The 24,233-nt window shown below is 71.5% G+C and carries 25 protein-coding genes; 14 read left to right on the forward strand and 11 right to left on the reverse strand.

Annotated elements, in window-relative coordinates:
- Positions 1–813: an arginase family protein gene (locus ACFWCK_RS11485; RefSeq protein ID WP_378805926.1), complete on the forward strand. Its 813-nt coding sequence runs from the start codon at positions 1–3 to the stop codon at positions 811–813.
- 83 nt (positions 814–896) lie between these two features.
- Complete coding sequence (locus ACFWCK_RS11490; RefSeq protein WP_378805981.1) at positions 897–1,265, forward strand: Fe-S oxidoreductase; 369 nt, start codon at positions 897–899, stop codon at positions 1,263–1,265.
- A gap of 20 nt (positions 1,266–1,285) precedes the next feature.
- On the opposite strand, the gene ACFWCK_RS11495 is transcribed toward ACFWCK_RS11490, so the two are convergent.
- Positions 1,286–1,750: an SIP domain-containing protein gene (locus tag ACFWCK_RS11495; protein WP_233310654.1), complete on the reverse strand. Its 465-nt coding sequence runs from the start codon at positions 1,748–1,750 to the stop codon at positions 1,286–1,288.
- Between the two features lie 74 nt (positions 1,751–1,824).
- The gene (locus ACFWCK_RS11500) at positions 1,825–2,556 is read right to left on the reverse strand and encodes a tyrosine-protein phosphatase (RefSeq protein ID WP_233310653.1); all 732 of its coding nucleotides are present in this window, start codon (positions 2,554–2,556) and stop codon (positions 1,825–1,827) included.
- A gap of 136 nt (positions 2,557–2,692) precedes the next feature.
- Here ACFWCK_RS11500 and ACFWCK_RS11505 point away from each other — a divergent pair, with 136 nt between their 5' ends.
- From ACFWCK_RS11505 to ACFWCK_RS11540, 8 genes are all read left to right on the forward strand, one after another.
- Positions 2,693–3,838 (forward strand): CaiB/BaiF CoA transferase family protein, encoded by a 1,146-nt coding sequence (locus tag ACFWCK_RS11505; protein WP_378805927.1) that lies wholly within the window; start codon positions 2,693–2,695, stop codon positions 3,836–3,838.
- Between the two features lies 1 nt (position 3,839).
- The gene (locus ACFWCK_RS11510) at positions 3,840–5,030 is read left to right on the forward strand and encodes an acyl-CoA dehydrogenase family protein (RefSeq protein WP_378805928.1); all 1,191 of its coding nucleotides are present in this window, start codon (positions 3,840–3,842) and stop codon (positions 5,028–5,030) included.
- Positions 5,031–5,192: 162 nt separating this feature from the next.
- A complete protein-coding gene (locus ACFWCK_RS11515; RefSeq protein WP_378805929.1) occupies positions 5,193–6,158 on the forward strand; it encodes an alpha/beta fold hydrolase in 966 nt (321 codons plus the stop codon).
- A gap of 107 nt (positions 6,159–6,265) precedes the next feature.
- Positions 6,266–7,819, forward strand: coding sequence for an ABC transporter substrate-binding protein (locus tag ACFWCK_RS11520; protein ID WP_378805930.1), 1,554 nt, complete (start codon positions 6,266–6,268; stop codon positions 7,817–7,819).
- A 10-nt stretch (positions 7,820–7,829) separates the two neighbouring features.
- Positions 7,830–8,783: an ABC transporter permease gene (locus tag ACFWCK_RS11525; protein WP_378805931.1), complete on the forward strand. Its 954-nt coding sequence runs from the start codon at positions 7,830–7,832 to the stop codon at positions 8,781–8,783.
- Positions 8,780–9,667 (forward strand): ABC transporter permease, encoded by an 888-nt coding sequence (locus ACFWCK_RS11530; RefSeq protein ID WP_233310647.1) that lies wholly within the window; start codon positions 8,780–8,782, stop codon positions 9,665–9,667. The genes ACFWCK_RS11525 and ACFWCK_RS11530 overlap by 4 nt, the downstream gene beginning before the upstream one ends.
- Complete coding sequence (locus tag ACFWCK_RS11535) at positions 9,664–10,452, forward strand: ABC transporter ATP-binding protein (protein ID WP_233310646.1); 789 nt, start codon at positions 9,664–9,666, stop codon at positions 10,450–10,452. Before ACFWCK_RS11530 ends, ACFWCK_RS11535 begins: the two co-directional genes overlap by 4 nt.
- Positions 10,449–11,285, forward strand: a complete 837-nt coding sequence (locus tag ACFWCK_RS11540) for an ABC transporter ATP-binding protein (protein WP_378805932.1) — start codon at positions 10,449–10,451, stop codon at positions 11,283–11,285. Before ACFWCK_RS11535 ends, ACFWCK_RS11540 begins: the two co-directional genes overlap by 4 nt.
- A gap of 3 nt (positions 11,286–11,288) precedes the next feature.
- Here the strand turns inward: ACFWCK_RS11540 and ACFWCK_RS11545 are convergent, their stop codons facing one another.
- Genes ACFWCK_RS11545 through ACFWCK_RS11560 form a run of 4 tightly spaced genes read right to left on the reverse strand, consistent with a single transcriptional unit; the run spans position 11,289 to position 14,060 of the window.
- Positions 11,289–11,840, reverse strand: coding sequence for a GNAT family N-acetyltransferase (locus tag ACFWCK_RS11545; RefSeq protein ID WP_378805933.1), 552 nt, complete (start codon positions 11,838–11,840; stop codon positions 11,289–11,291).
- The gene (locus ACFWCK_RS11550; protein WP_378805934.1) at positions 11,837–12,526 is read right to left on the reverse strand and encodes a uracil-DNA glycosylase; all 690 of its coding nucleotides are present in this window, start codon (positions 12,524–12,526) and stop codon (positions 11,837–11,839) included. Before ACFWCK_RS11550 ends, ACFWCK_RS11545 begins: the two co-directional genes overlap by 4 nt.
- Positions 12,526–13,245 (reverse strand): Type 1 glutamine amidotransferase-like domain-containing protein, encoded by a 720-nt coding sequence (locus ACFWCK_RS11555; RefSeq protein ID WP_378805935.1) that lies wholly within the window; start codon positions 13,243–13,245, stop codon positions 12,526–12,528. Before ACFWCK_RS11555 ends, ACFWCK_RS11550 begins: the two co-directional genes overlap by 1 nt.
- Before the next feature lie 2 nt (positions 13,246–13,247).
- A complete protein-coding gene (locus tag ACFWCK_RS11560) occupies positions 13,248–14,060 on the reverse strand; it encodes an SDR family oxidoreductase (protein ID WP_378805936.1) in 813 nt (270 codons plus the stop codon).
- A 236-nt stretch (positions 14,061–14,296) separates the two neighbouring features.
- Here ACFWCK_RS11560 and ACFWCK_RS11565 point away from each other — a divergent pair, with 236 nt between their 5' ends.
- The 3 genes from ACFWCK_RS11565 to ACFWCK_RS11575 all read left to right on the forward strand — a co-directional run bounded on the left by ACFWCK_RS11565 (position 14,297) and on the right by ACFWCK_RS11575 (position 18,432).
- Positions 14,297–15,619, forward strand: coding sequence for a bifunctional o-acetylhomoserine/o-acetylserine sulfhydrylase (locus ACFWCK_RS11565; protein WP_233310640.1), 1,323 nt, complete (start codon positions 14,297–14,299; stop codon positions 15,617–15,619).
- Between the two features lie 310 nt (positions 15,620–15,929).
- Complete coding sequence (locus ACFWCK_RS11570; protein ID WP_378805937.1) at positions 15,930–16,961, forward strand: hypothetical protein; 1,032 nt, start codon at positions 15,930–15,932, stop codon at positions 16,959–16,961.
- A gap of 262 nt (positions 16,962–17,223) precedes the next feature.
- A complete protein-coding gene (locus tag ACFWCK_RS11575; RefSeq protein ID WP_378805938.1) occupies positions 17,224–18,432 on the forward strand; it encodes a homoserine O-acetyltransferase in 1,209 nt (402 codons plus the stop codon).
- A gap of 25 nt (positions 18,433–18,457) precedes the next feature.
- Here the strand turns inward: ACFWCK_RS11575 and ACFWCK_RS11580 are convergent, their stop codons facing one another.
- The 5 genes from ACFWCK_RS11580 to ACFWCK_RS11600 all read right to left on the reverse strand — a co-directional run bounded on the left by ACFWCK_RS11580 (position 18,458) and on the right by ACFWCK_RS11600 (position 23,055).
- Entirely contained in the window at positions 18,458–19,111 is a 654-nt protein-coding gene (locus ACFWCK_RS11580) for an NUDIX domain-containing protein (protein ID WP_378805939.1), read from the reverse strand.
- 67 nt (positions 19,112–19,178) lie between these two features.
- Positions 19,179–20,420, reverse strand: a complete 1,242-nt coding sequence (locus ACFWCK_RS11585; RefSeq protein WP_378805940.1) for an MFS transporter — start codon at positions 20,418–20,420, stop codon at positions 19,179–19,181.
- 9 nt (positions 20,421–20,429) lie between these two features.
- Positions 20,430–20,762 (reverse strand): MTH1187 family thiamine-binding protein, encoded by a 333-nt coding sequence (locus ACFWCK_RS11590; RefSeq protein ID WP_378805941.1) that lies wholly within the window; start codon positions 20,760–20,762, stop codon positions 20,430–20,432.
- Positions 20,762–22,120 carry a hypothetical protein gene (locus tag ACFWCK_RS11595; RefSeq protein ID WP_378805942.1) on the reverse strand — a complete coding sequence of 453 codons (1,359 nt, stop codon included), beginning with the start codon at positions 22,118–22,120 and terminating at the stop codon, positions 20,762–20,764. Before ACFWCK_RS11595 ends, ACFWCK_RS11590 begins: the two co-directional genes overlap by 1 nt.
- Positions 22,117–23,055, reverse strand: a complete 939-nt coding sequence (locus tag ACFWCK_RS11600) for an NAD(P)H-hydrate dehydratase (protein WP_378805943.1) — start codon at positions 23,053–23,055, stop codon at positions 22,117–22,119. The genes ACFWCK_RS11595 and ACFWCK_RS11600 overlap by 4 nt, the downstream gene beginning before the upstream one ends.
- A 105-nt stretch (positions 23,056–23,160) precedes the next feature.
- On the opposite strand from ACFWCK_RS11600, the gene ACFWCK_RS11605 reads away from it, so the two are divergent.
- Positions 23,161–24,228: an NADH:flavin oxidoreductase/NADH oxidase gene (locus ACFWCK_RS11605; protein ID WP_378805944.1), complete on the forward strand. Its 1,068-nt coding sequence runs from the start codon at positions 23,161–23,163 to the stop codon at positions 24,226–24,228.
- Positions 24,229–24,233: the final 5 nt, after the last annotated feature.

Consider the following 24,233-nt stretch of genomic DNA (forward strand, 5'->3'; position numbering starts at 1 on the left):
ATGACCCGCTTCCTCGTCGTCCCGCAGTGGCAGGGCTCCCCTGCCCCGCGGGCGATGCTGCTCACCGAGGGGGCGTCGGCGATCGCCGGCGACCTCCCCAGCGCACGCACGACGGTGCTGGAGATCCCGCTCGAGGCCGGAGACGCCGAGGGTACGGGCGTGCACAGGCTCAGCAGCCTGCGCCGCACGAGGGAGCTCATCGAGCAAGCGATCACGGCGCATGCCGAGCCCACGCTCGTGGTGGGCGGTGACTGCGGCGTCAGCGTGGCCGCGGTCGCCGCCCTCCCGGGCGCACTGCACGACGTCGCGATCGTCTGGTTCGACGCGCACCCCGATCTGCACACCCCGGAGTCCTCGGTCTCCGGCGCCTACGCCGGCATGGCCCTGCGCGCACTGCTCGGCCACGAATCGTTCCCGATCGACGGCCCCGCGGGCCTCACCCCCGAGCGCACCGTGCTCGTGGGCGCGCGGTCGGAGGACGACGCCGAGAGCGAGTACCTCGCAGGATCCGGGATCGTCCGCCTCGACGAGGTCGAGGACGCCCAGGCGCTCGCGGAGGCCGTGGCTGCCACAGGGGCGTCGCGCGTGTACGTGCACATCGACGTCGACGTGCTGGATCCGTCCGAGCTCGCCGGGGTCTCCTCCGCGGTGCCGTTCGGCCTGCGCACCACCGATGTCGTCAGCGCCGTGAAGGCGCTGCGCGAGCGGCTGCCGCTGGCGGGGGCGACCATCGCCGGCTTCGCCCCGCGCTCCCCCGGTGACGCCGTGCAGGACCTGGGCGCGATCCTGCGCCTGATCGGCGCCCTCGCGTGACGGCGGGCGACAGCGCCCGCATCGCCGCGATCAAGGCCGAGGCCGCCGAGATCCTGGAGCGCTCCCGACGACGCGACCTGCGTCTGCCGTCCGTTCTGCTGCGCTCCCCGATCAGCCGCCTCGGCTATGCCTGGGGCATGGCCGTCGGCTGGATCTGGGGCGGACTGTGGAGCACGGGCGAGGTCGAGCGCCGCGAAGGGCTGTGGATCTTCCGAGGCATGCCGGAGTGGACCTTCGCACGCGGCGGCGTCTGCGTCGCGGGCTGTTACCTCACCGGCGACGCGGTGCCCGACGACCGCGTCCTCCGGCATGAAGCCGTGCACAAGCAGCAGTGGCTGCGTTACGGCCTTCTGATGCCGTTCCTGTACCTGTTCGCGGGACGGGATCCGCTGCGCAACCGCTTCGAGATCGAAGCCGGGCTCGAGGACGGGCACTACCTGCCGCGGGGGTGATCCGCGAGCGGCGTTTCGTCTCAGAGCAGCCCGAAGCGCTCCGGTGCCGTGATCCGCTCGGGATCCATGCCCAGCCGCTCCGTGAGGTGCTCCGCGATGTCCGCCGTGCCGAGGAAGCCGCCGAGCAGCGTCACCGTGGTGTGCTCCTCCGCGCCGTCGCACAGCATCTCGTCGGACCAGGCGATCGCGGCGCGCGCCGCGGCGGTGCCGTGCGCGCAGCGCCGGCCCGAGCCGGGAGCGCCCGACCGCGAGGCGCGCGGCAGCCAGGTGACGGTCATCCGCGGCGGGACCGTGACCGTGGAGATCGACTCCGCGTCGGGGACCTCGACGAACACGCGACCGGTCGCGCACAGCGGCAGCGTCGCCAGCGTCGCCTCCAGCTCGGCCAGGGACCCCTCGTCGGCGACGATCAGGTGCTGAGCCTTCGCGGAGCGGCGCGTGGCACGGCGCTCGGCGCGCGCGGTGGTGCGGATCGCAGTGGTCATGATGCCTCCACGATATCACCGGATGAAGGGTTGCCTAACCTACCTCCGGTTTCTCCACCGAGCACCGTTGCTCGTCAGCCGACCAGAGCGGCCCCCAGAGCGTCCAGCTCGGCCCGGCGCAGTCCTGCCCCGAGCAGGTAGTCCGCTGCCGAGCCGTGTCGCTCGTCGATGCTCTTCAGGAGGTCGCGCATCACCGGCGCCGGCGACTGGGTGGCCACCGCGATCGCATCGTGGGCGATCGGCAGTCGCTCCTCGAGCCACTTCGCGATCGCCCTGTTACGTGATTCCGGAAGCTGCGAGGCGGTCAGCGCATAGTCGTCCACGATCGCCTCGCGATCCGCGCCGACGGCGGCGAGCGCGAGCGCGACGCTGACGCCGGTGCGATCCTTGCCGAGGGTGCAGTGCACCAGCGTCGGCTCCCCCTCGGACAGGATCCGGATCACCTGGACGATGCGATCCGCGCCGTCCTCGACGATGTGCCGGTACAGACCGGTGAGGCTGACGTCTCCCATCAGGAACGAGGCGACGGAACCGGCGAAGAGCGGGACGCGGTCGATGCGCAGTCCGGGCAGCGCACACGGCTCGGCACTCGCCTCGCTGTCGTCGCGGAGATCGACGACGCGCGCGACCTGCTCGGTGAGGAACGAGTGCGCCTCGGGGCCGACGTGGGCGAGGTTCCCGGAGCGGAACAGCACCCCCTCGCGAATGCGGGAAGCGCCGGCCGGCATGCCGCCGACGTCGCGCAGATTCGTGATGCCCGGCACGTCGAGCAGGATCATGTGCGCCTCCTCACCGTTCGCGGTCACCGTCTCCTCCAGCCTAGGGCGTGTCCGCGGTGCCGGGTCCCGGAGCGCACGGCTCCGACACAGGCCGCGGAGCGGGCGGGGAGCGCGAGCGTCCGTAGGATGGAGCGATGCGTGACGGGCGGCGAAGGGGCTGACGATGAGCGGGGAGACCGGGCGGCGCGGCGTCCTCGACGACGTCCGCGTGGCGGACTTCTCCCGGGTGCTCGCGGGACCGTACGCGACCATGGCCCTCGCGGACTTCGGCGCCGACGTGCTGAAGATCGAATCGCCGAGCGGCGACGACACGCGGCACTGGCATCCGCCCATCGACGCCGATGGCACGGCCACCTACTTCGGCAGCGTCAATCGCAACAAGCGCTCCGTCGCGCTCGATCTGACCCGTGATTCCGATCGCGACCAGGCCCTGCGTCTCGCCGGCACCGCCGATGTCCTGATCGAGAACTTCCGTCCCGGCGTGATGGAGCGCTTCGGGCTCGGCTTCGACGCCGTCCGCGCCGTCAATCCCGGCATCGTGTACTGCTCCATCACGGGATTCGGCACCGGCGCGGGCGCCTCGCTCGCGGGTTACGACCTGCTCGTGCAGGCCGTCGGCGGGCTGATGTCGATCACCGGGGAGCCGGAGGGATCCGCAGCGAAGGCCGGGGTCGCGCTCGTCGACGTGCTGTGCGGGCAGAACGCGGTGGCCGGCATCCTGCTGGCCCTGCGCGAACGCGACCGCACCGGCCGCGGACAGCGCGTCGAGATCAACCTGCTGCAGAGTCTGCTCTCGGCGCTGACGAACCAGGCGGCCTCGACGCTGGCCACCGGGATCCCGCCGCGACGCCTGGGCAACGAGCATCCGTCGATCGCCCCCTACGCCCTGTTCCGCGCCGCGGACCGGGACCTGGTGATCGCCGTCGGCAACGACAAGCAGTTCCGCGCACTGGCCGAGGCGCTGGGACAGCGCCCGCTCGCGACCGATCCGCGCTTCCTCCGCAACACCGACCGGGTCGCCCATCGCGACGCGCTCACCGCTCTGCTCGAGCACGAGCTCGCGCGCGCCGATGCGGCGGACTGGGTCGAGCGGTTCCGCGCGGCGGGGATCCCCGCCGGCCTCGTGCACGACGTGGCGGAGGCGATCGCGTTCGCCGACGGCCTGGGGCTCGACCCTGTGGTCGACCTCGGCGCCTCCCGCACGATCGCGAACCCGATCCGGCTCGGCGACGCCCCCGCCGCCTATCGCACTCCCCCGCCCGCCCTGAACGACTCCGCCCCCGCCGCCTGGCGCACCGAAAGGCCCTGAGATGACGACCGCCCCCCGCATCGACGCCGTGTTCGACCTCGACGCCCTGCTCACACCGGTGGAGCGCGACTGGCAGCAGCGCGCGCGGGCGTTCGCCCAGGACCGGATCCTGCCGATCATCGAGGAGGATTTCGAGAACGCGCACTTCCGCCGCGAGCTCATCGCCGAGCTCGGCGCGGAGGGATTCCTCGGCATGCATCTGACCGGCTACGGTTGCGCGGGCGCGGGCGCCGTCTCGTACGGCCTGGCCTGCCTCGAACTCGAGGCGGCCGACAGCGGCTGGCGCACCTTCGTCTCGGTGCAGGGATCGCTGGCGATGAGCGCGATCGCGAAGTACGGCTCCGAGGAGCAGAAGCAGGCCTGGCTGCCGCGCATGGCCGCAGGCGAGGCCGTCGGCTGCTTCGCCCTCACCGAACCGCATGGCGGCAGCGACCCCGCCGCCATGACGACCACGGCACGCCGCGAGGGCGACGGCTGGGTGATCGACGGAGCCAAGCGCTGGATCGGGCTCGCCTCGCTCGCCGACGTCGCCGTGGTCTGGGCGCGCGTGGACGATCCGGCGTTCGGCGAAGGCGGACGGGCGGTGCGGGGCTTCCTCGTGCCGACCACGACGTCGGGCTTCACGGCGACGCCGATCACGGGCAAGCTGTCGATGCGAGCGTCCGTGCAGTGCGACGTCACGCTCGAAGCGGTCCGGCTCCCCGCCGATGCGATCCTTCCCGGCGCCGAGGGACTCTCCGGCCCCTTCGGGTGCCTGAACGAGGCGCGCTACGGCATCATCTGGGGCGCGATGGGCGCGGCACGCAGCTGCCTCGAGGCGGCGCTGGAGCGCTCCACGAGCCGCGAGGTGTTCGGCAAGCCGATCGGCGCCAACCAGCTCACGCAGGCCAAGCTCGCCGACATGCTCGTCGAGGTCGAGAAGGGCGTGCTGCTCGCCCTGCACCTCGGGCGTCTCAAGGAGCGCGGCGCCCTCACTGCTGCGCAGATCTCCGTCGGCAAGCTGAACAGCGTGCGCGAGGCGCTCGAGATCGCGCATCAGGCGCGGACGATCCTGGCAGGCGACGGCATCACGAACGCCTATCCCGTGATGAGGCATGCCGCCAACCTGGAGTCGGTGCGCACCTACGAGGGAACCGACGAGATCCACCAGCTGGTGATCGGCCGGGCTCTCACGGGACTGAACGCGTTCTGAGGGGACGCGGAGGCCTTCTGCCGGTTCCGGACACCGGGCGCAGATCGATCTGCTACCCCTGACAAGGAGATGGCACTGACTATGCCAAATCATCTTGCCATTCGAGTTCACACAACGATCTCTCATTTCGCACTGAGGCCCGCGCAGGAGCACAATGAGGGCGTGTCCCACGTCGCACCTGAAGAGACCACCGAGTTCTCCTTCCTCGCCGGGCAGGCACGCGCCCTCGGCACCTCCGTCCCGCTCGTCGAGCGCGTGAACCTGTCCCTCGACGACGGACGCACGCTGAGCGCGCTCCGCTACGGCGACGAACCGGTCGAGGTCACGCTGCTGCATGGCGCGGGTCTGAACGCGCACACGTGGGACACCACCGTGCTCACGCTGGGCCGGCCGGCCCTGGCGATCGATCTCGCGGGCCACGGCGACTCCTCGTGGCGCGACGATGCCGACTACACCGGCCGCACCCTCGCCGATGATGTGATCGCAGCGCTGCGCGCGTGGACGGATCGCCCGCAGGTGCTCGTCGGCCAGTCCCTGGGCGGACTCACCGCGGCGGCGGTCGCCGCCGGCGCCCCTGAGCTCGTGCGCGAGCTCATCGTGGTCGACATCACCCCGGGCGTCGACCAGAGCGTCGGACCCGCCGCTCTGCGCGAGTTCTACCGCGTGGTCGACGCCGCCAGCCGCGACGAACTGGTGGACCGTGCGCAGCAGTTCGGGTTCGGCGGATCGCGCGAGGACACCGCTCGCGGCGTCTTCCTGAACACGCGCGTCCGCCCCGATGGCCGGGTGGAGTGGAAGCACCACTTCGCGCACATCGCGGCTCGGCTGCTGGACGCGTCGCCCGTCGGACCGGCTTCCGCCGGGCCCGCCGCATCGGCACGGACGATCCTCGGCGAGCACGGCTGGGCGGATCTCGACGCCGTCGAGGCTCCGCTCACTCTTGTCCGCGCCACGCACGGGTTCGTCTCGGAGGACGCCGAACAGGAATTCGGAGCACGTGTCCCCGGCGCCCGCGTCCTTCGCCTCGACGGAAGCCACAACCTGCAGGAGACGGCTCCCGCGGCCCTCGCCGAGATCATCCGCACCGTCGTCGACACCCCGGACGGGACCGGATCCCCCGGAATGTGACGTCGCGTCTCACCGGCCACACCGCGCGGTGAGGCCCGCCCCTAGGCTCGACCGCACACCGCACGACCCGCACAGCACCCACAGCATCGCCCGAGAGGATCCCCCGCATGCACCGCACCCGCGCTGCCCTCGCCTCGCGCCGACACCGCGCACCGCGCCGCGCCGCCGTCGCCCTGCTCACCGGCCTGACGGCCGCCGCACTCATGCTGTCCGCCTGCACCGGCTCCCCCGCACCCGCGGGCAGCAGCACGGCGGGAGCCGTCGACGCGAACGCGACCCTCACCGTGGGCCTCGTGCTCGAACCGTCGAGCCTCGACATCCGCCACACCAGCGGCGCCGCACTCGAGCAGGTGCTCGTCGACAACATCTACGAGGGCCTGGTCAGCCGCACGCAGGACAACAAGATCATCGACCGGCTCGCGAAGAGCCACGACGTCTCGTCCGACGGCCTGACCTACACCTTCGTGCTGAACGACGGCATCACGTTCCACAACGGTGCGAAGCTCACCTCGGCCGACGTCGCCTGGTCGCTGCAGACCGCCAAGGACGACAAGACCGTCCAGGGCCACGCCGACCTCGCCGGCGTCGCGTCGATCGAGGCGAAGGACGACAAGACCGTCGTCATCACACTCACGCAGCCCAGTCAGAACTTCCTGTTCAGCCTCACCGGCTCCGCCGGGCTGGTGTTCCAGAAGGGCGACGCGACGGATCTGCAGGCCGCCGAGAACGGCACAGGGCCGTTCACGCTCACGCAGTGGAAGAAGGGCGACTCGCTCTCCTTCGCGCGCAACGACACCTACTGGGGCACGAAGGCGGGCGTGAAGAGCGTCGTCTTCGACTACATCCCCGATTTCACCGCCGGTGTGAACGCCGCGCAGAGCGGCACGCTGGACGTGCTCACGGCGGTCGACGCCAACCTCGCGCCGCAGCTGGACAAGAGCGGCACCTTCGCCATCACCAAGGGCCGGACCACCGACAAGGGCACCCTCGCGTTCAACAACGCCAAGGCGCCGCTGAACGACCAGCGCGTCCGCGAGGCGCTACGGCTGGCGATCGACCACAAGGCGCTCATCGAGGCGCGCGGCGTCGGAACGACCCTGTACGGTCCCATCCCCCAGCTCGACCCCGGCTACCAGGATCTGTCCAGCACGGCGCCCTACGACCCGGAGAAGGCCAAGGCCCTGCTCAAGGAAGCGGGGCAGGAGAACCTCGCGCTCACCCTCACGATCCCCTCCTTCTACGGCAGCACGGTTCCCCAGCTGCTCACGAGCGACTTCAAGAAGGTGGGCGTAACCCTGAAGGTGAACTCCGTCGAGTTCCCGGCATGGCTGGACACCGTCTTCACGAAGCACGACTACGACCTCAGCTTCGTGCTGCACGTCGAGCCTCGGGACTTCGGCAACTTCGCCAACCCGGACTACTACTTCGGGTACAACAACCCCGAGGTGCAGAAGCTCTACGCCCAGTCGCAGACCGAGCTGGACGCGAAGAAGTCCGCCGACCTGCTCTCCCAGGCCGCCGAGATCGTCGCCAAGGACGCCGCCGCTGACTGGCTGTACGAGGATCAGACGCTGACCGCGGTGCGTCCCGGGGTGAACGGCTTCCCGAAGGACTCGATCAACTCGCGGCTGGACCTGCGCGGCGTCACCGTCGCCAAGTAGCCTCAGCCCTGTGCTCAGATACGCGCTCACCCGGGGGGCCCTGCTCATCGCGGGGCTCCTCGTCGCGAGCGCGTTGATCTTCCTCGCCCTGCGGGTCTTCCCCGGTGACGTGGCACAGCTGCTCGCCGGGGACAAGGCGACGCCGGCGCAGGTCGACGCGATCCGCACCGCCCTGGGACTCGATCAGCCGCTCGTGCTGCAGTACCTCGGCTGGATCGGGGGCGTGCTGCACGGCGACCTCGGCACGTCGCAGCTGAACGGCGCCTCCGTCGCGGCCGAACTCGCGCAGAAAGCCCAGGTGACCGTGCCGCTCGCGACGCTGTCGCTGCTGGTCGCCATCATCATCGCCGTGCCCCTCGGCATCGGATCGGCCCTGCTGCGCGGGCGGGCCGCCGGTACGGCGCTGAACACGGCCGCGCAGGCGGTGGCCGCCGTCCCCGTCGTCTGGGCGGGGATGATGCTCGTCGTGGTCTTCGCCGTGTGGCTGCGCTGGCTGCCCGCGCAGGGCTTCCCCCGCGGCGGCTGGGCGGATCCGGGCGCGGCGCTGCAGGCGCTCATCCTTCCCGCGCTCACGATCGGCGCCATCGAAGGGGCCCTGCTGCTGCGCTTCGTGCGCAGCGCGACCCTGCAGGCGGCGTCGCAGGACTTCGTGCGCACCGCCGCGGCGAAGGGCCTCACCCGCAATCGCGCACTGCTCCAGCACGGACTGCCCGCGGTCGGACTGTCCATCATCACCGTGCTCGGCATCCAGGTGGCGGGCATCATCGTCGGATCCGTCGTGGTCGAGCAGCTGTTCACGCTGCCGGGGATCGGCCGCATGCTCGTCGCCGACGTGGGCACACGCGACCTCGTCAAGGTGCAGGGCGAGCTGCTCGTGCTCACCGGGATGGTGCTCATCATCGGCTTCGTGGTCGACCTCGTGCACCGTGCGCTCGACCCCCGGCAACGGGAGGCCGACGAATGATCGCCCTGCGCCGACTCCGCTCCTCCGCTGCGGGCCTGTTCGGTCTCATCGTCGTCGGCGCGATCCTCGTCACCGCCGGTGTCTCGCTGCTCTGGACGCCGTTCGACCCGCGCGCCACCGATGTCGCCTCCCGCTGGCTGGCCCCGAGCTGGCCGCATCTGCTCGGCACGGATCTCACCGGCCGCGACATCCTGAGCCTGATCATGGCCGGATCCCGCACGACCGTGCTGGTGGCGATCGGCGCCGGGCTGATCGCCACCCTGATCGGTCTCGCGCTGGGTGCGCTCGGCGCGCTCACCGCGCGCTGGCTCCGCGAGACCGTGGCCGTGCTCGTCGATGTGCTCATCGCATTCCCCGTGCTGATCATCGCGATGCTGATCTCCACGGTGCACGGCGGATCGCTCTGGGTCGTGGTCTGGGCCGTCGGGATCGGCTTCGGCGTCAACGTCGCCCGGGTCACCCGCCCGGAGCTGCGACGCGTGCAGCACAGCGACTTCGTGGTGGCCGGTCGCGCCTCCGGTCTGACCCCGTTGCAGAACCTCGTGCAGCATCTGCTGCCCAACATCGCCCCCGTCTTCATCGTGCAGCTGAGCTGGGCCATGGCAACGGCGGTGCTCGCCGAGGCGGGATTGTCGTACCTCGGCTTCGGAGCCTCCGTGGTCGACCCGTCCTGGGGCGTCCTGCTGGCCGACCTGCAGCGCTACATCCAGATCCACCCGTTGACCGTGGTGTGGCCCGGACTTGCGATCACGATCACCGTGCTCGCGTTCAACCTGCTCGGCGACGCGCTGCGCGACGCGACGGACCCCACGCTGCGGACCGGCCGACGCCCGTCGAATCGGGCCCGCGCCGGCCGACCGCGCCTGCCGGAGGTGACCGCATGAGCCTCGTGGTGACCGATCTCGTCGTCGAGATCGACGGCCGCAGGGTCGTGGACGGCGTGTCGTTCGCCGTGCCGGACGGCGGGCGCCTGGGGCTCATCGGCGAATCCGGATCCGGCAAGTCCCTCACGGCGCTCGCCATCATGGGGCTGCTGCCCGACGGCGCCGCCGCCTCCGGCAGCGTGCTCTGGAACGGCCGGGAGATCCTGAACCTGCCTGACCGCGAGCTCGCCGGGATCCGCGGGGACGAGATCGGCATGGTCTTCCAGGAGCCGCGCACGGCCCTCAACCCGATCCGCTCGATCGGCCGTCAGATCGCCGAGACGATCCGCATCCACGAGCGCATCGACCGGCGCACGGCCAGGATCCGCGCGATCGCAGAGGCGGCCCGCGTCGCGCTGCCGGATCCTGAGCGCATCGTGGACCGCTACCCGCATCAGCTGAGCGGCGGCCAGCGCCAGCGCGCGGCGATCGCGATCGCCCTCGCCGCCCGCCCGCGCCTGCTCATCGCGGACGAGCCGACGACCGCCCTGGACGTCACCATCCAGGCCGGTGTGCTGGCGCTCCTGCTGTCGCTCGTGGAGTCGGACGGGATGTCGCTCGTGTTCATCACGCACGACCTCGCCGTGCTCGCGCAGGTCGCCACGCACGCGGTCGTGCTGGCCGACGGCCGGGTCGTCGAGTCCGGACCGCTCGAGACCCTGCTGACCGCGCCGGCGTCGCCGATCACGCAGGGACTGCTGCGCGACGCGACGGCGACGCTGTGGCGCGGAGAGGAGGACGGATGAGCGACGCGATCTCCACGCCGGACGATGTGCCGGGCTCTCGACACGATGAGCCGCTGATCCGCGCACGCGGACTGCGACGCGAATACCTCGCCGCGCGGAAGGAGCCGTTCGTCCGCCGCGCGCGCACGATCGCCCTGGACGATGTGGACCTCGATGTCGCCCCGGGCAGCGCACTCGGCATCATCGGCGAATCCGGATCCGGCAAGTCCACGCTGATCCGGCTGCTGCTGGGGCTCGATCGCCCGACCTCCGGCACTGTGCACGTCGACGGACGGCCGGTGGACGCGTCGGCGTCGGCGCGAGCGCTGCACTGGCTGCGGCGCGAGACGGGACTGGTGTTCCAGGATCCGTACGCCTCGCTGGATCCGCGCCAGTCGGTCGGGCGGATCGTCTCGGAGCCGCTGCGCGCGCTCGACATCGACGGCGATCACCGTGCCATGGTCGCCGAGGTGCTCGACCGCGTCGGACTGGCTCCTGAGACGGCGGCGCGCCACCCGCACGAGTTCTCCGGGGGCCAGCGTCAGCGCGTGGCCCTGGCCCGGGCCATCGTGCACCGACCGCGGATCCTCATCGGCGATGAGCCGCTGTCGGCGCTGGACGTCACCGTGCGCGCGCAGATCCTCGATCTGCTCCGCGAGCTCAGCAGCGACGGCATGACCCTCGTGCTCGTCTCGCACGACATCGGCGTGGTGCAGAACCTGTGCGACGACGTCGCCGTGATGAAGGACGGCCGCATCGTCGAGCACGGCCGCACCACACACGTGCTGCACCACCCCGAACAGGACTACACCAGGCGGCTGCTCGCCGCGATCCCGGTCATCCCCGGGCGCTGAGCGTCAGAGCGACTTCTGCAGGAACAGCACGTCCAGGGTGCGGCCGAACTTCACACCGACGCCCTTCAGGTGTCCGGCGTCCACGAAGCCGTAGCGGCGGTGCAGGGCGATCGAGGCCCCCGCCGCCGTGGGCTCGATGACCGCGATGAGTTCGTGCAGTCCCGCCCGCGCCGACGCGTCCAGCAGGGCCTCCAGCAGCGCCTTGCCGAGCCCGCGACCCGCGGCCTCGGGACTCAGGTAGATCGTGTTCTCGGCGCTGAACCGATAGGCCGACTTCGCGCGCCAGTGCTGGGCGTAGGCGAAGCCGAGCACTGTGCCGGCGGCGTCCACCGCGACGAGGAAGGGCAGGCCCGTCTCCGCGAGGAGCGTGAGCTTGTGCTCCCAGACCGCCGGCTCTGTCTCCTCCTCGTCGAACGTCACGGTGCTCGTGCGCACGTAGTGGTTGTAGATGTCGCGGATCGCGGCGAGGTCCTCCGCCTCGGTCGGGCGGATCCTCGTCCCGTGCCCGGGCAGGGCCGCCGCATCGGACCGCGGGACGGGCGGGGTGTCGCTCATGCGATCCTCCAGTCGACGGGGACGGCGCCCTGCTCCTCGAGCAGCGCGTTGACCCGGGAGAACGGCCGGGAGCCGAAGAACCCGCGGCTCGCCGACAGTGGCGACGGATGCGCGGAGGCGACGATCGGGGTCGTGCCGAGCATGGGCCGCAGTCCCTCGGCGTCCCGGCCCCAGAGCACTGCGACAAGGGGGGCGTCGCGGGCGACGAGGGCGCGGATGGCGAGCTCGGTGACCTTCTCCCAACCCCAGCCGCGATGCGAGGCGGGCGTTCCGGGGCGCACGGTGAGCACCCTGTTCAGCAACATGACGCCCTGATCGCTCCACGCCGAGAGATCGCCGTGTGCGGCGCGCGCGATGCCGAGGTCCGTCTCCAGCTCGCGGTAGATGTTTCCGAGGCTGCGGGGCAGCGGACGCACCTCGCGATCCACGGCGAACGACAGGCCGATCGGATGCCCGGGGGTGGGATACGGATCCTGGCCCACGATGAGGACCTTGACATCGGCCAGCGGGCGGGTGAAGGCGCGCAGCACGTTCTGCCCGGCCGGGAGATAGCCGCGGCCGGCGGCCGTCTCGGCACGCAGCCGATCGCCGAGCTCGGCGACGAGCGGCGCGACGGGTGCCAGCGCCTCGGCCCAGCCCGCATCGAGCCGGCCGCTCGCTGCGAGCTCGGCGAGCGTCTTCGGCATCAGAGCGCCGCCCGATCGCTGGAGACGGTCACGCCGTCGGATCCGGGGAACACCCGCCAGACGCTGCCGGACCCCGCGATCCGCAGGCCCTCGGCGTCGGCGATGAGCACGGTGCTCTCGTCGATCCCGAGCCCGCCCTCGATGGTGCCCGCCTCGGTGGCGGCGATCAGGCGGCTGAGTGTGCCCCACTGCGCCACGTGCACGTCGATCGATACGTCGACCAGGCCGATTCCGGGGACGACGGTGATCTCGTCGAGGTCCTCCGCGGTCTCCTCCGGGGCGATCGCGACCTCACCGATCCGCCAGCCCCCGAGGATCGCGCGCTCGGCGGCGATCATCGCGCCGGCCGAGAAGCCGAGATACGGCGTGCCGCCCTGCACCGCGGTGCGGATGACGTCGTAGCCCGCTTCGAGGGCCGCGTGATAGGCCGGGGTCAGCCCGCCGCCGATGACGATCGCGTCGACGCCGTCGAAGACGCCCGGATCCACGAGGTCCGCCAGCCCGACGGTGACGACCGTCGCATCGATGGGCTTCGCCCCGTCGGCGGTGAGCGCGTCGAGAAGATCGCCCGCGTGCTTCGTCGATGCATCTTCCCGTACGGTCACGACTACGACGGATGGCCGCTCACGTCCCGCCGCGACGGCCATCGCCGTCGCCTCGGCGGTGAACGGTGCGAAAGCGGCACGACCGAAGCCGCCGCCGACCAGATGCACGCCCATGGTCAGTCCCCTCCGCGCGGGCGCAGCGGCCCGCGCGCGAGCAGGTGCGCGGCGGCCTGAGCCACCGGGCGGATCACCACGAGGTCGAGGTTCACGTGCCCTGGCGCGTTCAGGGCGTAGGCGATCAGGTCGGCCACGTCCGCCGCGACCAGCGGCGCCTCGACGCCCGAGTAGACGGCCTCCGCGGCGACCTCATCGCCGCCGAGACGCCGCAGGGCGAACTCCTCGGTGTGCACGAGACCCGGCGCGATCTCGGTGACCCGGATCGGCTCGCCGTTGAGTTCCTGGCGCAGCACCTGCGGGATCATCGACTCCGCCGCCTTCGCCGCGTTGTAGCCGGATCCACCCGGATACGACTGGCGGGCCGCGGTCGAGGTGAGGAACAGCAGGTCGGCGTGGCCGCCGCCCGCGGCAGCGGCACGGAGCTGCGGCAGCAGGGCCGCGGTGAGCTGCTGCACGGCGAGCACGTTCGCCTCGAACATCCAACGCCACTTCTCCGCGGATCCGTCCTCGACCCGCTCCGTGCCGCGAGCGCCGCCGGCGACGTGCACGACCGCGTGCAGCGGGCCGGTCTGGGACAGGTGCTCCGCGAGGCCCGCGATCTGGTCCGCATCCGTGAGGTCGGCCGCATACGCCGTGGATCCGGTCTCCGCAGCGAGCGCCTGCAGGCGGTCCTCGCGTCGCGCGACGCCGACGACATCCCACCCGCTCGCCCGCAGCGCCCGCACCGTCGCCTCACCGATCCCGGTGCTCGCCCCTGTCACCACCGCGCGTCTGCTGATGTGGAGACCGTCGTTCATCGCGCTGTTCGCCATGCGTCAACGCTACGGGATCCCCGGACGCGCTTCGACGATCGTCGATGGTCGACGTCTCGCCCGGATCCGCGGGATCACGCGGCCGATCCCTGTTACGTCACATTTCCGCGGTCTTGTTGACAGGGGCGGCGGGTTCGTACTCTCGATGCAACGCCACCGGTCCTCGCACCCGTCGAGAGGCCGCGGCCACTGCCCTGCGACGCGGTTCGGTGTCGCTCATCCTGAAGGAGACACTCATGACCGCTGCGGAGAACTGGCGCTTCGAGACCAAGCAGATCCACTCCGGTGCCGCCCCGGATCCCGTCACCAAGGCGCGCGCCACGCCGATCTACCAGACCACCTCGTACGTGTTCGACAACGCCGACCACGCGGCGAACCTGTTCGCTCTGGCCGAGTTCGGCAACATCTACACCCGCATCCAGAACCCGACCCAGGATGTGCTCGAGCAGCGTCTCGCCGCCCTCGAGGGCGGCACCGGCGCGCTCGTGCTCTCCTCGGGCCAGGCCGCGTCCACCTTCGCGATCCTCAACATCGCCCAGGCCGGCGACCACTTCGTCTCGAGCTCCTCGATCTACGGCGGCACCTACAACCTCTTCAAGTACACGCTCGCCAAGCTCGGCATCGACGTCACCTTCGTCGAGAACCAGGACGACATCGAGGAGTGGCGCCGCGCGGTCCGCCCGAACACCAAGCTGTTCTTCGCGGAGACCATCGGCAACCCGCAGATCAACGTCCTCGACATCAAGGGCGTCGCCGACGCCGCGCACGAGGCGGGCGTGCCGCTCATCGTGGACAACACGATCGCGACCCCCTACCTGATCCGCCCGTTCGAGCACGGCGCCGACATCGTCATCCACTCGGTCACCAAGTTCCTCGGCGGCCACGGCACCACCATCGGCGGCGCGATCATCGACGGCGGCAAGTTCGCGTGGTCGCAGAACGTGGACAAGTTCCCCGGTCTCACCGAGCCCGACCCCTCCTACCACGGCGCCAGTTACACCGCGGCGGTCGGCGACGGCCTGGCCTACATCATCAAGGCCCGCGTGCAGCTGCTGCGCGACCTCGGATCCGCGATCGCCCCGCAGAGCGCCTGGAACCTCATCCAGGGCATCGAGACGCTGTCGCTGCGCATCGAGCGCCACGTGCAGAACGCGCAGGAGATCGCGGAGTGGCTGGACGGCCGCGACGACGTCGCCAGCGTGAACTACTCGGGCCTGCCGACCTCGCCGTGGTACGCCGCCGCGAACACCTACGCCCCCAAGGGCGTCGGCGCGGTGCTCTCGTTCGAGCTGAAGGGCGGCGTGGACGCCGGCCGCGAGTTCGTGAACAGCCTCACCCTGTTCAGCCACCTCGCGAACATCGGCGACGTCCGCTCGCTGGTGATCCACCCGGCTTCCACCACGCACGCGCAGCTCACGCCCGAGCAGCAGCTCACCGCGGGTGTCACCCCGGGCCTGGTCCGCCTGTCCGTGGGCCTCGAGAACATCGAGGACCTCAAGGCCGACCTCGATGCGGCCCTCGCTGCCGCGCGCAAGGTCTCCGAGGCCGCCCGCGCCTGACGCCGGGCCCTGCGCCTATCGAAGGGCTCAAGAGACGAAACCGCCCCCGGATCACGCGATCCGGGGGCGGTTCCGTTCATCCGGGCACGTCCTCCTCGCTCCCCTCCGCCCATCTCCGCCGAAACCCCCATCTGTCGCCGATACCCCCACGGGACGACGCATCCCCAGGGGGGTCTGGACGGTGCGTGGGGGTATCGGCAGGGAACGGGGCGCAGCGGTCCGGGTCCGCACAGGCATGTGACTCGCGAGAAAAGTGCACCGATCACGGCGGAGCGCCGCACGATGACAGCGATGCGGGCACGCTGGCGGGATGACATTCGACGTGCTCGGCGCTCGCGCGGCGCATCCGCTGCTGGGATCCGTGGATCGGCTCACGCCCGCCCGCGCGCGGGCACTGCTGCTCTCGCGCCACGAACTGATCGCGACCGGGCACACAGAACGCGACCTCCGCGCGCTCGAGGCCACCAAGCGCCTGATCCGGGTGCGCCGCGGCCGCTATGTCCATGCCGACGACTGGGCTGTGCTGTGGAACGAGGAGCGGCATCTGCTCGACGTGATCGCCGCGCACCGGAACGCACCTTTGCCGGGGCTGGTGTTCTGGGGACCGTCGGCAGCGGTGTTGCATGGGCTGCCGTTGTACCGTTGGCGTCCCGAGCAGGTGCATGCCATCGTCCTCGGCGCACGGCACTCGCGCGCTCGGGCGCGACTCATGCTGCACGATGTGGCGGTCGATCAGGCGGAGATCACGAACGTCGACGGCATCGGGTGCACGACGGTCGACCGCACCGTCCTTGATCTGCTCTGCGGCGCCTCGGCCGAAGTCGGGCTGTCCGCCGCTGACGCCGCCCTGCGCAGTGAGGCTGTGCAGCGGCACGAGCAGGATCCGGAACTCGCGGCCGCATGGCGAGCGCGAATGGGCGAACGCACCGGTCGGATCCATGTCCGCGGAATCCGCAAGGCGCGAGAGCTCATCCGGTTCGCCGATGGTCGTGCGCAGCTGCCCGGGGAGAGCGTCAGCAGACTTCATCTGCTTCGGCTCGGCTTCCGACGTGTGCCCCTGCAGACACCGGTGCGCGGCCCGGAGGGCGAGGAGTTCTGGCTCGACTTCGCCTTCCCCCGCTGTCACGCGTTCGGCGAGTTCGATGGCCAGGGCAAGTACCGGGATCCGCGGCTGCGAGGCGGTCGGGAGATCGAGGAGATCGTGCTCGCCGAGAAGCACAGGGAGGACATCGTCCGCGGCGTCACGGGATGGCGCACGGTGCGATGGGGTTCCCCGCACATCCGCACCTCCGACACTCTCGGCGCTCGGCTGCATACCTTCGGGGTCCACCCACCGACCTGACGCTCACGCCGCCCTGCACAGTGCAGGTGTCCACGCAGCACGGCCCCTTCAGTGTCGGCACGCCGGCAGCCTCGCCGCACGCACCTGCACCGAGACCCCCACGTAGCGTCGATACCCCCACGGGATGACACATCCTGGTGGGGGTCTCGGCGGCCTGTGGGGGTCTCGGCGACAGGAGGCGACAACCCGCAAACGGGCCCGCCGCCGCGCCCCGATCCGTAACCTTCGGCGCCCACCCGCCCGCACCCGGGAGAATGGACCCATGGACTGGCAGACGACCTCGGAGGACACGGTGCCCTCGGCGCGCGTGTCGGAGGCGGACGCCCGCCTGCTGCGCGCCCGCCCGCCGTCCACGGGTGCCTGGCGGGACGGGGATCCGGCCGGCGACCGCCGGTTCGAGGCGTTCGGGCCGTTCCGCACCGAGGGCGGTGGCGAGCTGCCGCTGATCCGGCTCGCGTACGAGTCCTGGGGGACGCTGAACGAGGCGCGCGACAACGCGATCCTCATCCTGCACGCGCTCACCGGAGACAGCCACGTCGTCGGCGAGGCGGGCCGCGGACACGCGACCAGCGGCTGGTGGGGCGAGATCGTCGGCCCGGGCTGCGCGATCGACACCGAGAAGTGGTTCGTGATCGCCCCGAACATGCTGGGTGGGTGCCAGGGATCCACCGGTCCCGCGAGCATCGCGCCGGACGGCTACGAGTGGGCCTCGCGCTTCCCGTACCTCACCATCCGCGACCAGGTCGCCGCCCAGGTGCTGCTCGCGGATGCGCTCGGCATCGCACGCTGGGGTGCCGTGATCGGCGGATCCATGGGCGGCATGCACGCCCTGGAATGGGCTGTCGGACACCCCGAGCGCGTCGGGCGGCTCGCGATCCTGTCCTCTCCCCCGGTGACCACCGCCGACCAGCTCGCGCTGAACTTCGTGCAGCTGGAGACGGTCCGGATGGATCCGCGCTTCGCGGGCGGCGAGTACTACGACGCACCCGTCGGTGAGGGTCCGCACCGCGGCCTCGCCCTCGCACGGCGGATGGCCCTGCTGAACTACCGCAGCCCGATCGAGCTGAACCAGCGGTTCCAGCGCTCCTGGCAGTCCGACGTGTCTCCGCTCGGCCAGGGCGGTCGCTACGCGGTGGAGAGCTACCTCGACTTCCACGGCAACAAGTTCACCCGCCGCTTCGACGCGAACAGCTACCTGACGCTCGTGGAGGCGATGAACTCGCACGACATCGGCCGCGACCGCGGCGGCGTCGAGGACGCCCTGAAGCGGGTGACCGCCACCGCGCTCGTGCTCGGCATCGACACCGACCGGCTGTTCCCCGTGGACGGCCAGCACCGCATCGCCCGGGGCATCCCGCACACGCTGGACGGCAACGAGGCTGTCGTGCTCGCCAGCGACTTCGGCCACGACGGGTTCCTCATCGAGACCGACGACGTCGGCATGCATCTGGAGCGGCTGCTCCGCGCCTGAGCGACGAACGACGGTCCCTGCGGAATCAGCCCCGCTCGTACCGCCACACCGGCTTCTCGGCGACGAGCCGGTCGCGCGCGCCGGGCGCTCCCCCGGCGAGCTCGTCGCCGTCCCAGTAGAAGATCGTGCCGGTCTCGGTGGGCTCCATCCGCGTCCGGAACACCGCAGGATCGGGCAGGCGGGCGAGGGCGAACGCGTCCTGCACCGTGGCCGCGCCACGCAGCGCGTGCAGCGTGCGCCAGGTCGGCGGCATGAGTGCGATCTCCCCGGCGTCCCGCGCGGCGAGCGCGGCCTGCGGTGCGAACCAGCGCATCTCGGCCACTTCGTCCTGCGCGGCGATCTCCCCCGTTCCCGGATCCGCCGCGAGGAAGAACCAGGTCCGTACGCGCTTCGGGATCCCCGCCGGCGGCACCCAGCACGAGAGCAGCACGAGACGGTCGAGCACCAGCCCGACTTCCTCGACGGTCTCGCGCAGCGCGGCGCGTCCGGCGTCCTCGCTCTCCTCCGCACCCGCGACGCGGTCGCCGGGCTCGAGCATGCCTCCGGGGAACACCCAGGCTCCTGCGAACGAGCCGCGGTCGGGTCGACGCATGAGCAGCACCTCGATCCCTTGCGTCGCGTCGCGCAAGATCACCGCAGTGCCCGCGACGGGCAGGTCGTCGTCCTCGGCCGAGCTCATCCGCCCATGCTAGGACGCACCGGGGCGCCTCACCCGCGGCGGCGCCGCGATCGAGGGCGAATCAGACTCAGACCAGGTCGTGCACCCGCACGGATCCGGTCTCGGTGTGGAAGCGGTGCTGCACGGCGTAGGAGACGATCGCGATCCCGAGACCGAGCACGGCGAGGCCGGCGCCTACCCAGGACGGCGCGGCGAACCCCCAGCCCCACGCGATCACGAGACCGCCCAGGAAGGCGCCGAGGCTGTTGCCGATGTTCAGCGCGGAGTGGTTCAGCGCCGCGGCGATGGATTGGTTGTCGCCCGCGACCTCCATGAGCCGGGTCTGGATCGCGGGGCTCAGGATCGACGAGAGCAGCGCCATCACGAACGAGAGCGGCACCAGCAGCCAGATCGAGAACGACAGGATCGCGAGCAGGACGAGAACCACGGCCATCGCGCCGAGGCCGACCAGCAGCGTGAGTCTGAGGTTGCGGTCGCCGAACACGCCGCCGAGCAGGTTGCCGATCGTCATACCGAGTCCGAACACGACGAGCGTGATCGGCACCATCCATTCCGGGGCACCCGCCCGTTCGGTGACCACCGGGGCGATGTAGCTGTACACCGCGAAGAACCCGCCGAAGCCGATGGCGCCGGTCGCGAGTGCGAACCAGACCTGGGGACGGCGGAACACGCGCAGCTCCGCGCGGAAAGTGCGCCCGGGATCGCCCTCGTGCTCCGGCACGAAGAACGCGATGCAGACCGTGGCGAGCGCGAACACGATCGTGACGACGAGGAAGGCGCTGCGCCAGCCGACGTGCTGGCCGAGGTAGGTCCCCGCGGGGACGCCGACCACGTTAGCGATGGTGAGACCGGTCAGGATGAAGGCCACGCCCTTGGCGCGCTTGCCCGGGCCGAGGACGTCGGAGGCGACGAGGGCGCCGATCCCGAAGTAGGCGCCGTGCGGCAGCCCCGCGATGAAGCGGGCGAGTCCCACGGTCTCGAAGGTGGGGAGCACCACGGCCAGCCCGTTGCCGAGAGTGAGCGCGATGGCGAGGCCGACCATGACCCGGTGGCGCGGGAAGCGCGCGACGAGTCCCGCGATCGTGGGGGCGCCGAGCACGACGCCCAGGGCGTAGAGCGACACCAGGAGCCCGGCGCGGCCGATGGCCTCGTCGGGGTTCTGCGCCCACAGCTCGGGCAGCAGATCCTGCGCGATGTTGGGGAGCAGACCCATCGCGACGAACTCGGTCATGCCGATGCCGAAGCTGCCGATGGCGAGGGAGAGGAGCGCCCGCATCGCCGCACCCCTCGAGAGGCTCGAGGGTTTCATCCGTCCAGCTTAGAGGCTGTCGGTGTCCTCGATGGCGCGCTCGAGGCGCGCGATCTTGCCGTCGATCTCGCCGGTGTAGCCGGGGCGGATGTCGGCCTTGAGCACGAGGGACACGCGGGATCCGAACGGCATGACCGCCTCGGTCGCGCGCTTGACGACGTCCATCACGGTGTCCCAGTCGGGACCCTCGATCTCGGTGAACATGCTCGTGGTGCGGTGCGCGAGCCCGGAGGCGCGGACCACCGCCACCGCGGCGGCGACCGCGTCGTGGACCGAGGCGTCGGCGCTCTCGGTGCGGTCGGGGGCGGATCCGCTGGGAGCGACGGAGAAGGCGACGAGCATCAGGACCTCCGGGTTTCGGGGAGTTCGGTGGCGAGGGATGGGGTGCCGTGGACCGGGGTGCGCACGATCGCACGGATCGAGATCACGCAGATGACGATGACGAGGATGTTACGGGCGCTCAGCAGCGCGATCGGAAGGGGCTGCGCCGCCAGCAGCTGGTCGTAGACGACAGGGTAGACCGCCTGGGTCAGGGCGTAGTCCAGGAGCACCAGGATCGCAGGGATCCGCACACGCGGCCCGTCGCACAGGCACCACAGCACGAGCGGCGCGAGCATCCACACCTGGAACTGCGGCGAACCCACCTTGTTGCACGCGATCAGCACCGCCACCAGTGCCAGCATGGTCGCCGGCAGCAGACGCCGCGCCGATGCGCCGGCGCGCAGCTTCCACAGGGCGAGCCCCGCCACGGCGAGCACGCCCACCACCATCAGCGGGGTGAGCAGCGCGGCCACGACGTCGACGCCGGGCCCGGTGAGCTGGAACGTGAGGATCTCGCGGCTGTATTCGATCCGCGTCACGCCGATCTGGGTGAGCCACAGCAGCGGAGTCGCCCCGACAGCCTCGATCTGCAGCCCGCGGCCGCTCATCTGGCTGAGGAAGCCGAGGAGATTGGCGGACCCGCCCAGCAGCACGAGCCCGAGCACGACGACGAACGTGACGATCGCGGCCGTGACGAGCATGCGGATCCGGCCGCGCAGCAACGCGAGCGCCGCGACGAACAGCGCGCCGGGCCAAATCTTGATCCAGGCGCCGATGGTGAACAGCGCGCTCGCGACCGCCGGGCGGGAGAACAGCCACAGCCCGCCGATGATCGCGAGCGGCACGGTGATCGCATCGATCCGGAACATCGCGATGGGCCCGAGCACGAGGAGGGCGCCCATCCAGAGCAGCGCGGCGCCACGGCGGATCCGGCTGCGTCGCGCCCTGGTTCCGCGCAGCAGGAACGCGAACCCGATCGCGTCGAGCGCCGTCACCAGGATCGACCAGGCGACGACGTAGCTCGCGGATCCGACGGCGTACGTCCCGGGGAGAAGCGGATGGATGAGCTGGGACAGACCCTGCGCGATCAGCATGGGCACGAGCGCGAGCTGCGGGTAGACCCAGCTCTCGGTGATGCCCACGATCGCGCCGCCCCCGAGCGCGTTGCGCGCCCACGGCTCGTACACGAAGACGGTGTCGCCCATCGGCAGGGCGGGCATGACCCACCCGATCGTCGCGACGTAGAGGTGCGCGACAACGAACGCCAGCCACAGCACCGTGAGCGGTACTCCTGCACGACGCACCGCGGACGCCCTCAGCGCGTCGCCGCGTCGGCTCGTTTCGGCGCGGATCGCGCCCGTCGGCTCGGCACCGGTCACGCGCGGTCCTCCTGGGTCTCTTCGTCGTGGTCGTCGTCGGAGGGCGCCCCGGCGTAGCCGTTGCGCACGAGAGCGAAAGCGGCCGGCAGCGCGTCCGCCACCTCGAGCGCGACGATCGGGCGTCCCGATCCGCCTGCCGCGGTGCCGGATGCGATCCGCCCGGCCAGGCCGTGCAGCCATGCCGCCGCGGCGGCCAGCTCGGCGAGCGCGGTTCTCCCGCCCGCGGCACGGTCGGCCGCGACGAGAGCGCCGATCACGCCTGCCAGCACATCGCCGGTCCCGGCGGTGGCGAGCCAGGGCGAACCGGCCTCGACGGAGATGACGCCCGTGCCGTCCGCGACGAGCGTGGTGGCACCCTTGAGGAGCACCGCACCGCCGAGCACCTCGGCGGTCTCGTGCACCGCCTCGGCGCGTGCGGCCGGATCCCGCAGGGCATCGGCGACCAGTCCCCCGAGCCCGAGCGACGCGCGCAGCCGGGCGAACTCTCCGACGTGCGGCGTGGCGATCACCGGCGCGCCCGCCCCGGGAAGCAGATCCAGCGCACCCGCGTCGACGACGACAGGATCCGCGCCGGCCAGCAGCGCACGCAGCGCCGCCGTCTCCGGTGCCGTCCGGGCGGCGGCGTCGGTGCCGGATCCGATGACCCAGGCCTGAGCGCGCACGGCCTCGGAGCCGGGTTCGGTCGTGACGGTCTCGGGGCGTCGCGCGAGCACGAGGTCCGCGGCACGCCGCGGGCCGACGTAGCGCACGTAGCCGCAGCCGGCGCGCCAGGCGCCCTCCACGCCGAGCACCGCGGCGCCCGGGTACGCGTCGGATCCGGTGCGCAGCGCCACGACGCCGCGACTGCGCTTGTCGGACTCGGCGCTCGGCGCGCGCAGAAGTGCGCGGGTGCGGCCGTGCGACCAGGGGCGCACCGCTCCGGCGAAGAAAGGCATGCGTCAACGGTACTGGGCCGTGGCTGTGCGCACCGCCGGGCCGTCCCGGATCGGCGGATCCCCGGATGCGGCCCCGACCCGCCCGGCGACGGGTAGCGTCGGACCGTGAGCCTCCTGTTCTCCCCGCTGACCATCCGATCCGTCACCCTGCGCAATCGCCTGTGGGTGTCCCCCATGTGCATGTACAGCGCGATCGAGGGTGTGCCGCAGGAGTGGCACCACACGCATCTCGCCCAGTTCGCCTCCGGTGGCGCCGGCCTGATCGTGGCCGAGGCCACCGCCGTGGTGCCGGAGGGCAGGATCAGCCCGCGCGACACCGGCCTGTGGAACGACGCCCAGCGCGACGGCTGGACGCCGATCGTCGACGCCGTGCATGCGCGCGGTGCGCGGATCGGAGTGCAGCTCGCGCATGCCGGCCGCAAGGCGTCGACGTGGTGGCCGTGGGCCGAGGAGCGCGGATCCGTTCCTGCAGCCCGAGGCGGCTGGGGCACGGTCGCGCCCTCGGCGATCGCGTTCGAGGGTTTCGACGCACCCGAGGCGCTCGACGAAGCAGGCATCGCCGAGGTCGTCGAGGCGTTCGCGTCGGCCACCCGCCGAGCCCTGGACGCCGGCTTCGACGTGCTGGAGATCCACGGCGCGCACGGGTACCTGCTGCACGAGTTCCTCTCACCGCTCAGCAACCACCGCGACGACGGGTACGGCGGATCTCTGGAGAACCGCGCCCGCCTGCTGCTCGAGGTCACCGAAGCGGTGCGCCGGGTCGCGGGCGACGACGTTCCGGTGTTCGTGCGGATCTCCGCCACCGACCACGCCCCGGGCGGCTTCACGCCGGACGAGGCCGCCGTGGTGGCGGAGTGGGCGGTCGCGCACGGCGCAGACCTCATCGACGTCTCCAGCGGCGGGCTCGTCGCCCACCAGCACATCGAGGTGCACCCCGGCTATCAGGTGCCGCTCGCCGATGCGGTGCGCCAGGGCGGCCGCATCCCCTCCTCCGCGGTGGGGCTGCTCACCGACGGCGCTCAGGCCGAGGCCGTGCTCGCGGAGGGCGCGGCGGACGCGATCTTCGCCGGACGGGAGTGGCTGCGCGACCCGCATTTCGGGCTGCGGGCCGCGCACGAGCTCGGCGACGAGGTCGCCTGGCCCGACCAGTACCTGCGCGCCCGCTGGCGCTGAACGCC

This window comes from Microbacterium sp. NPDC060117 (genome assembly GCF_042729315.1).
Lineage (GTDB): Bacteria > Actinomycetota > Actinomycetes > Actinomycetales > Microbacteriaceae > Microbacterium.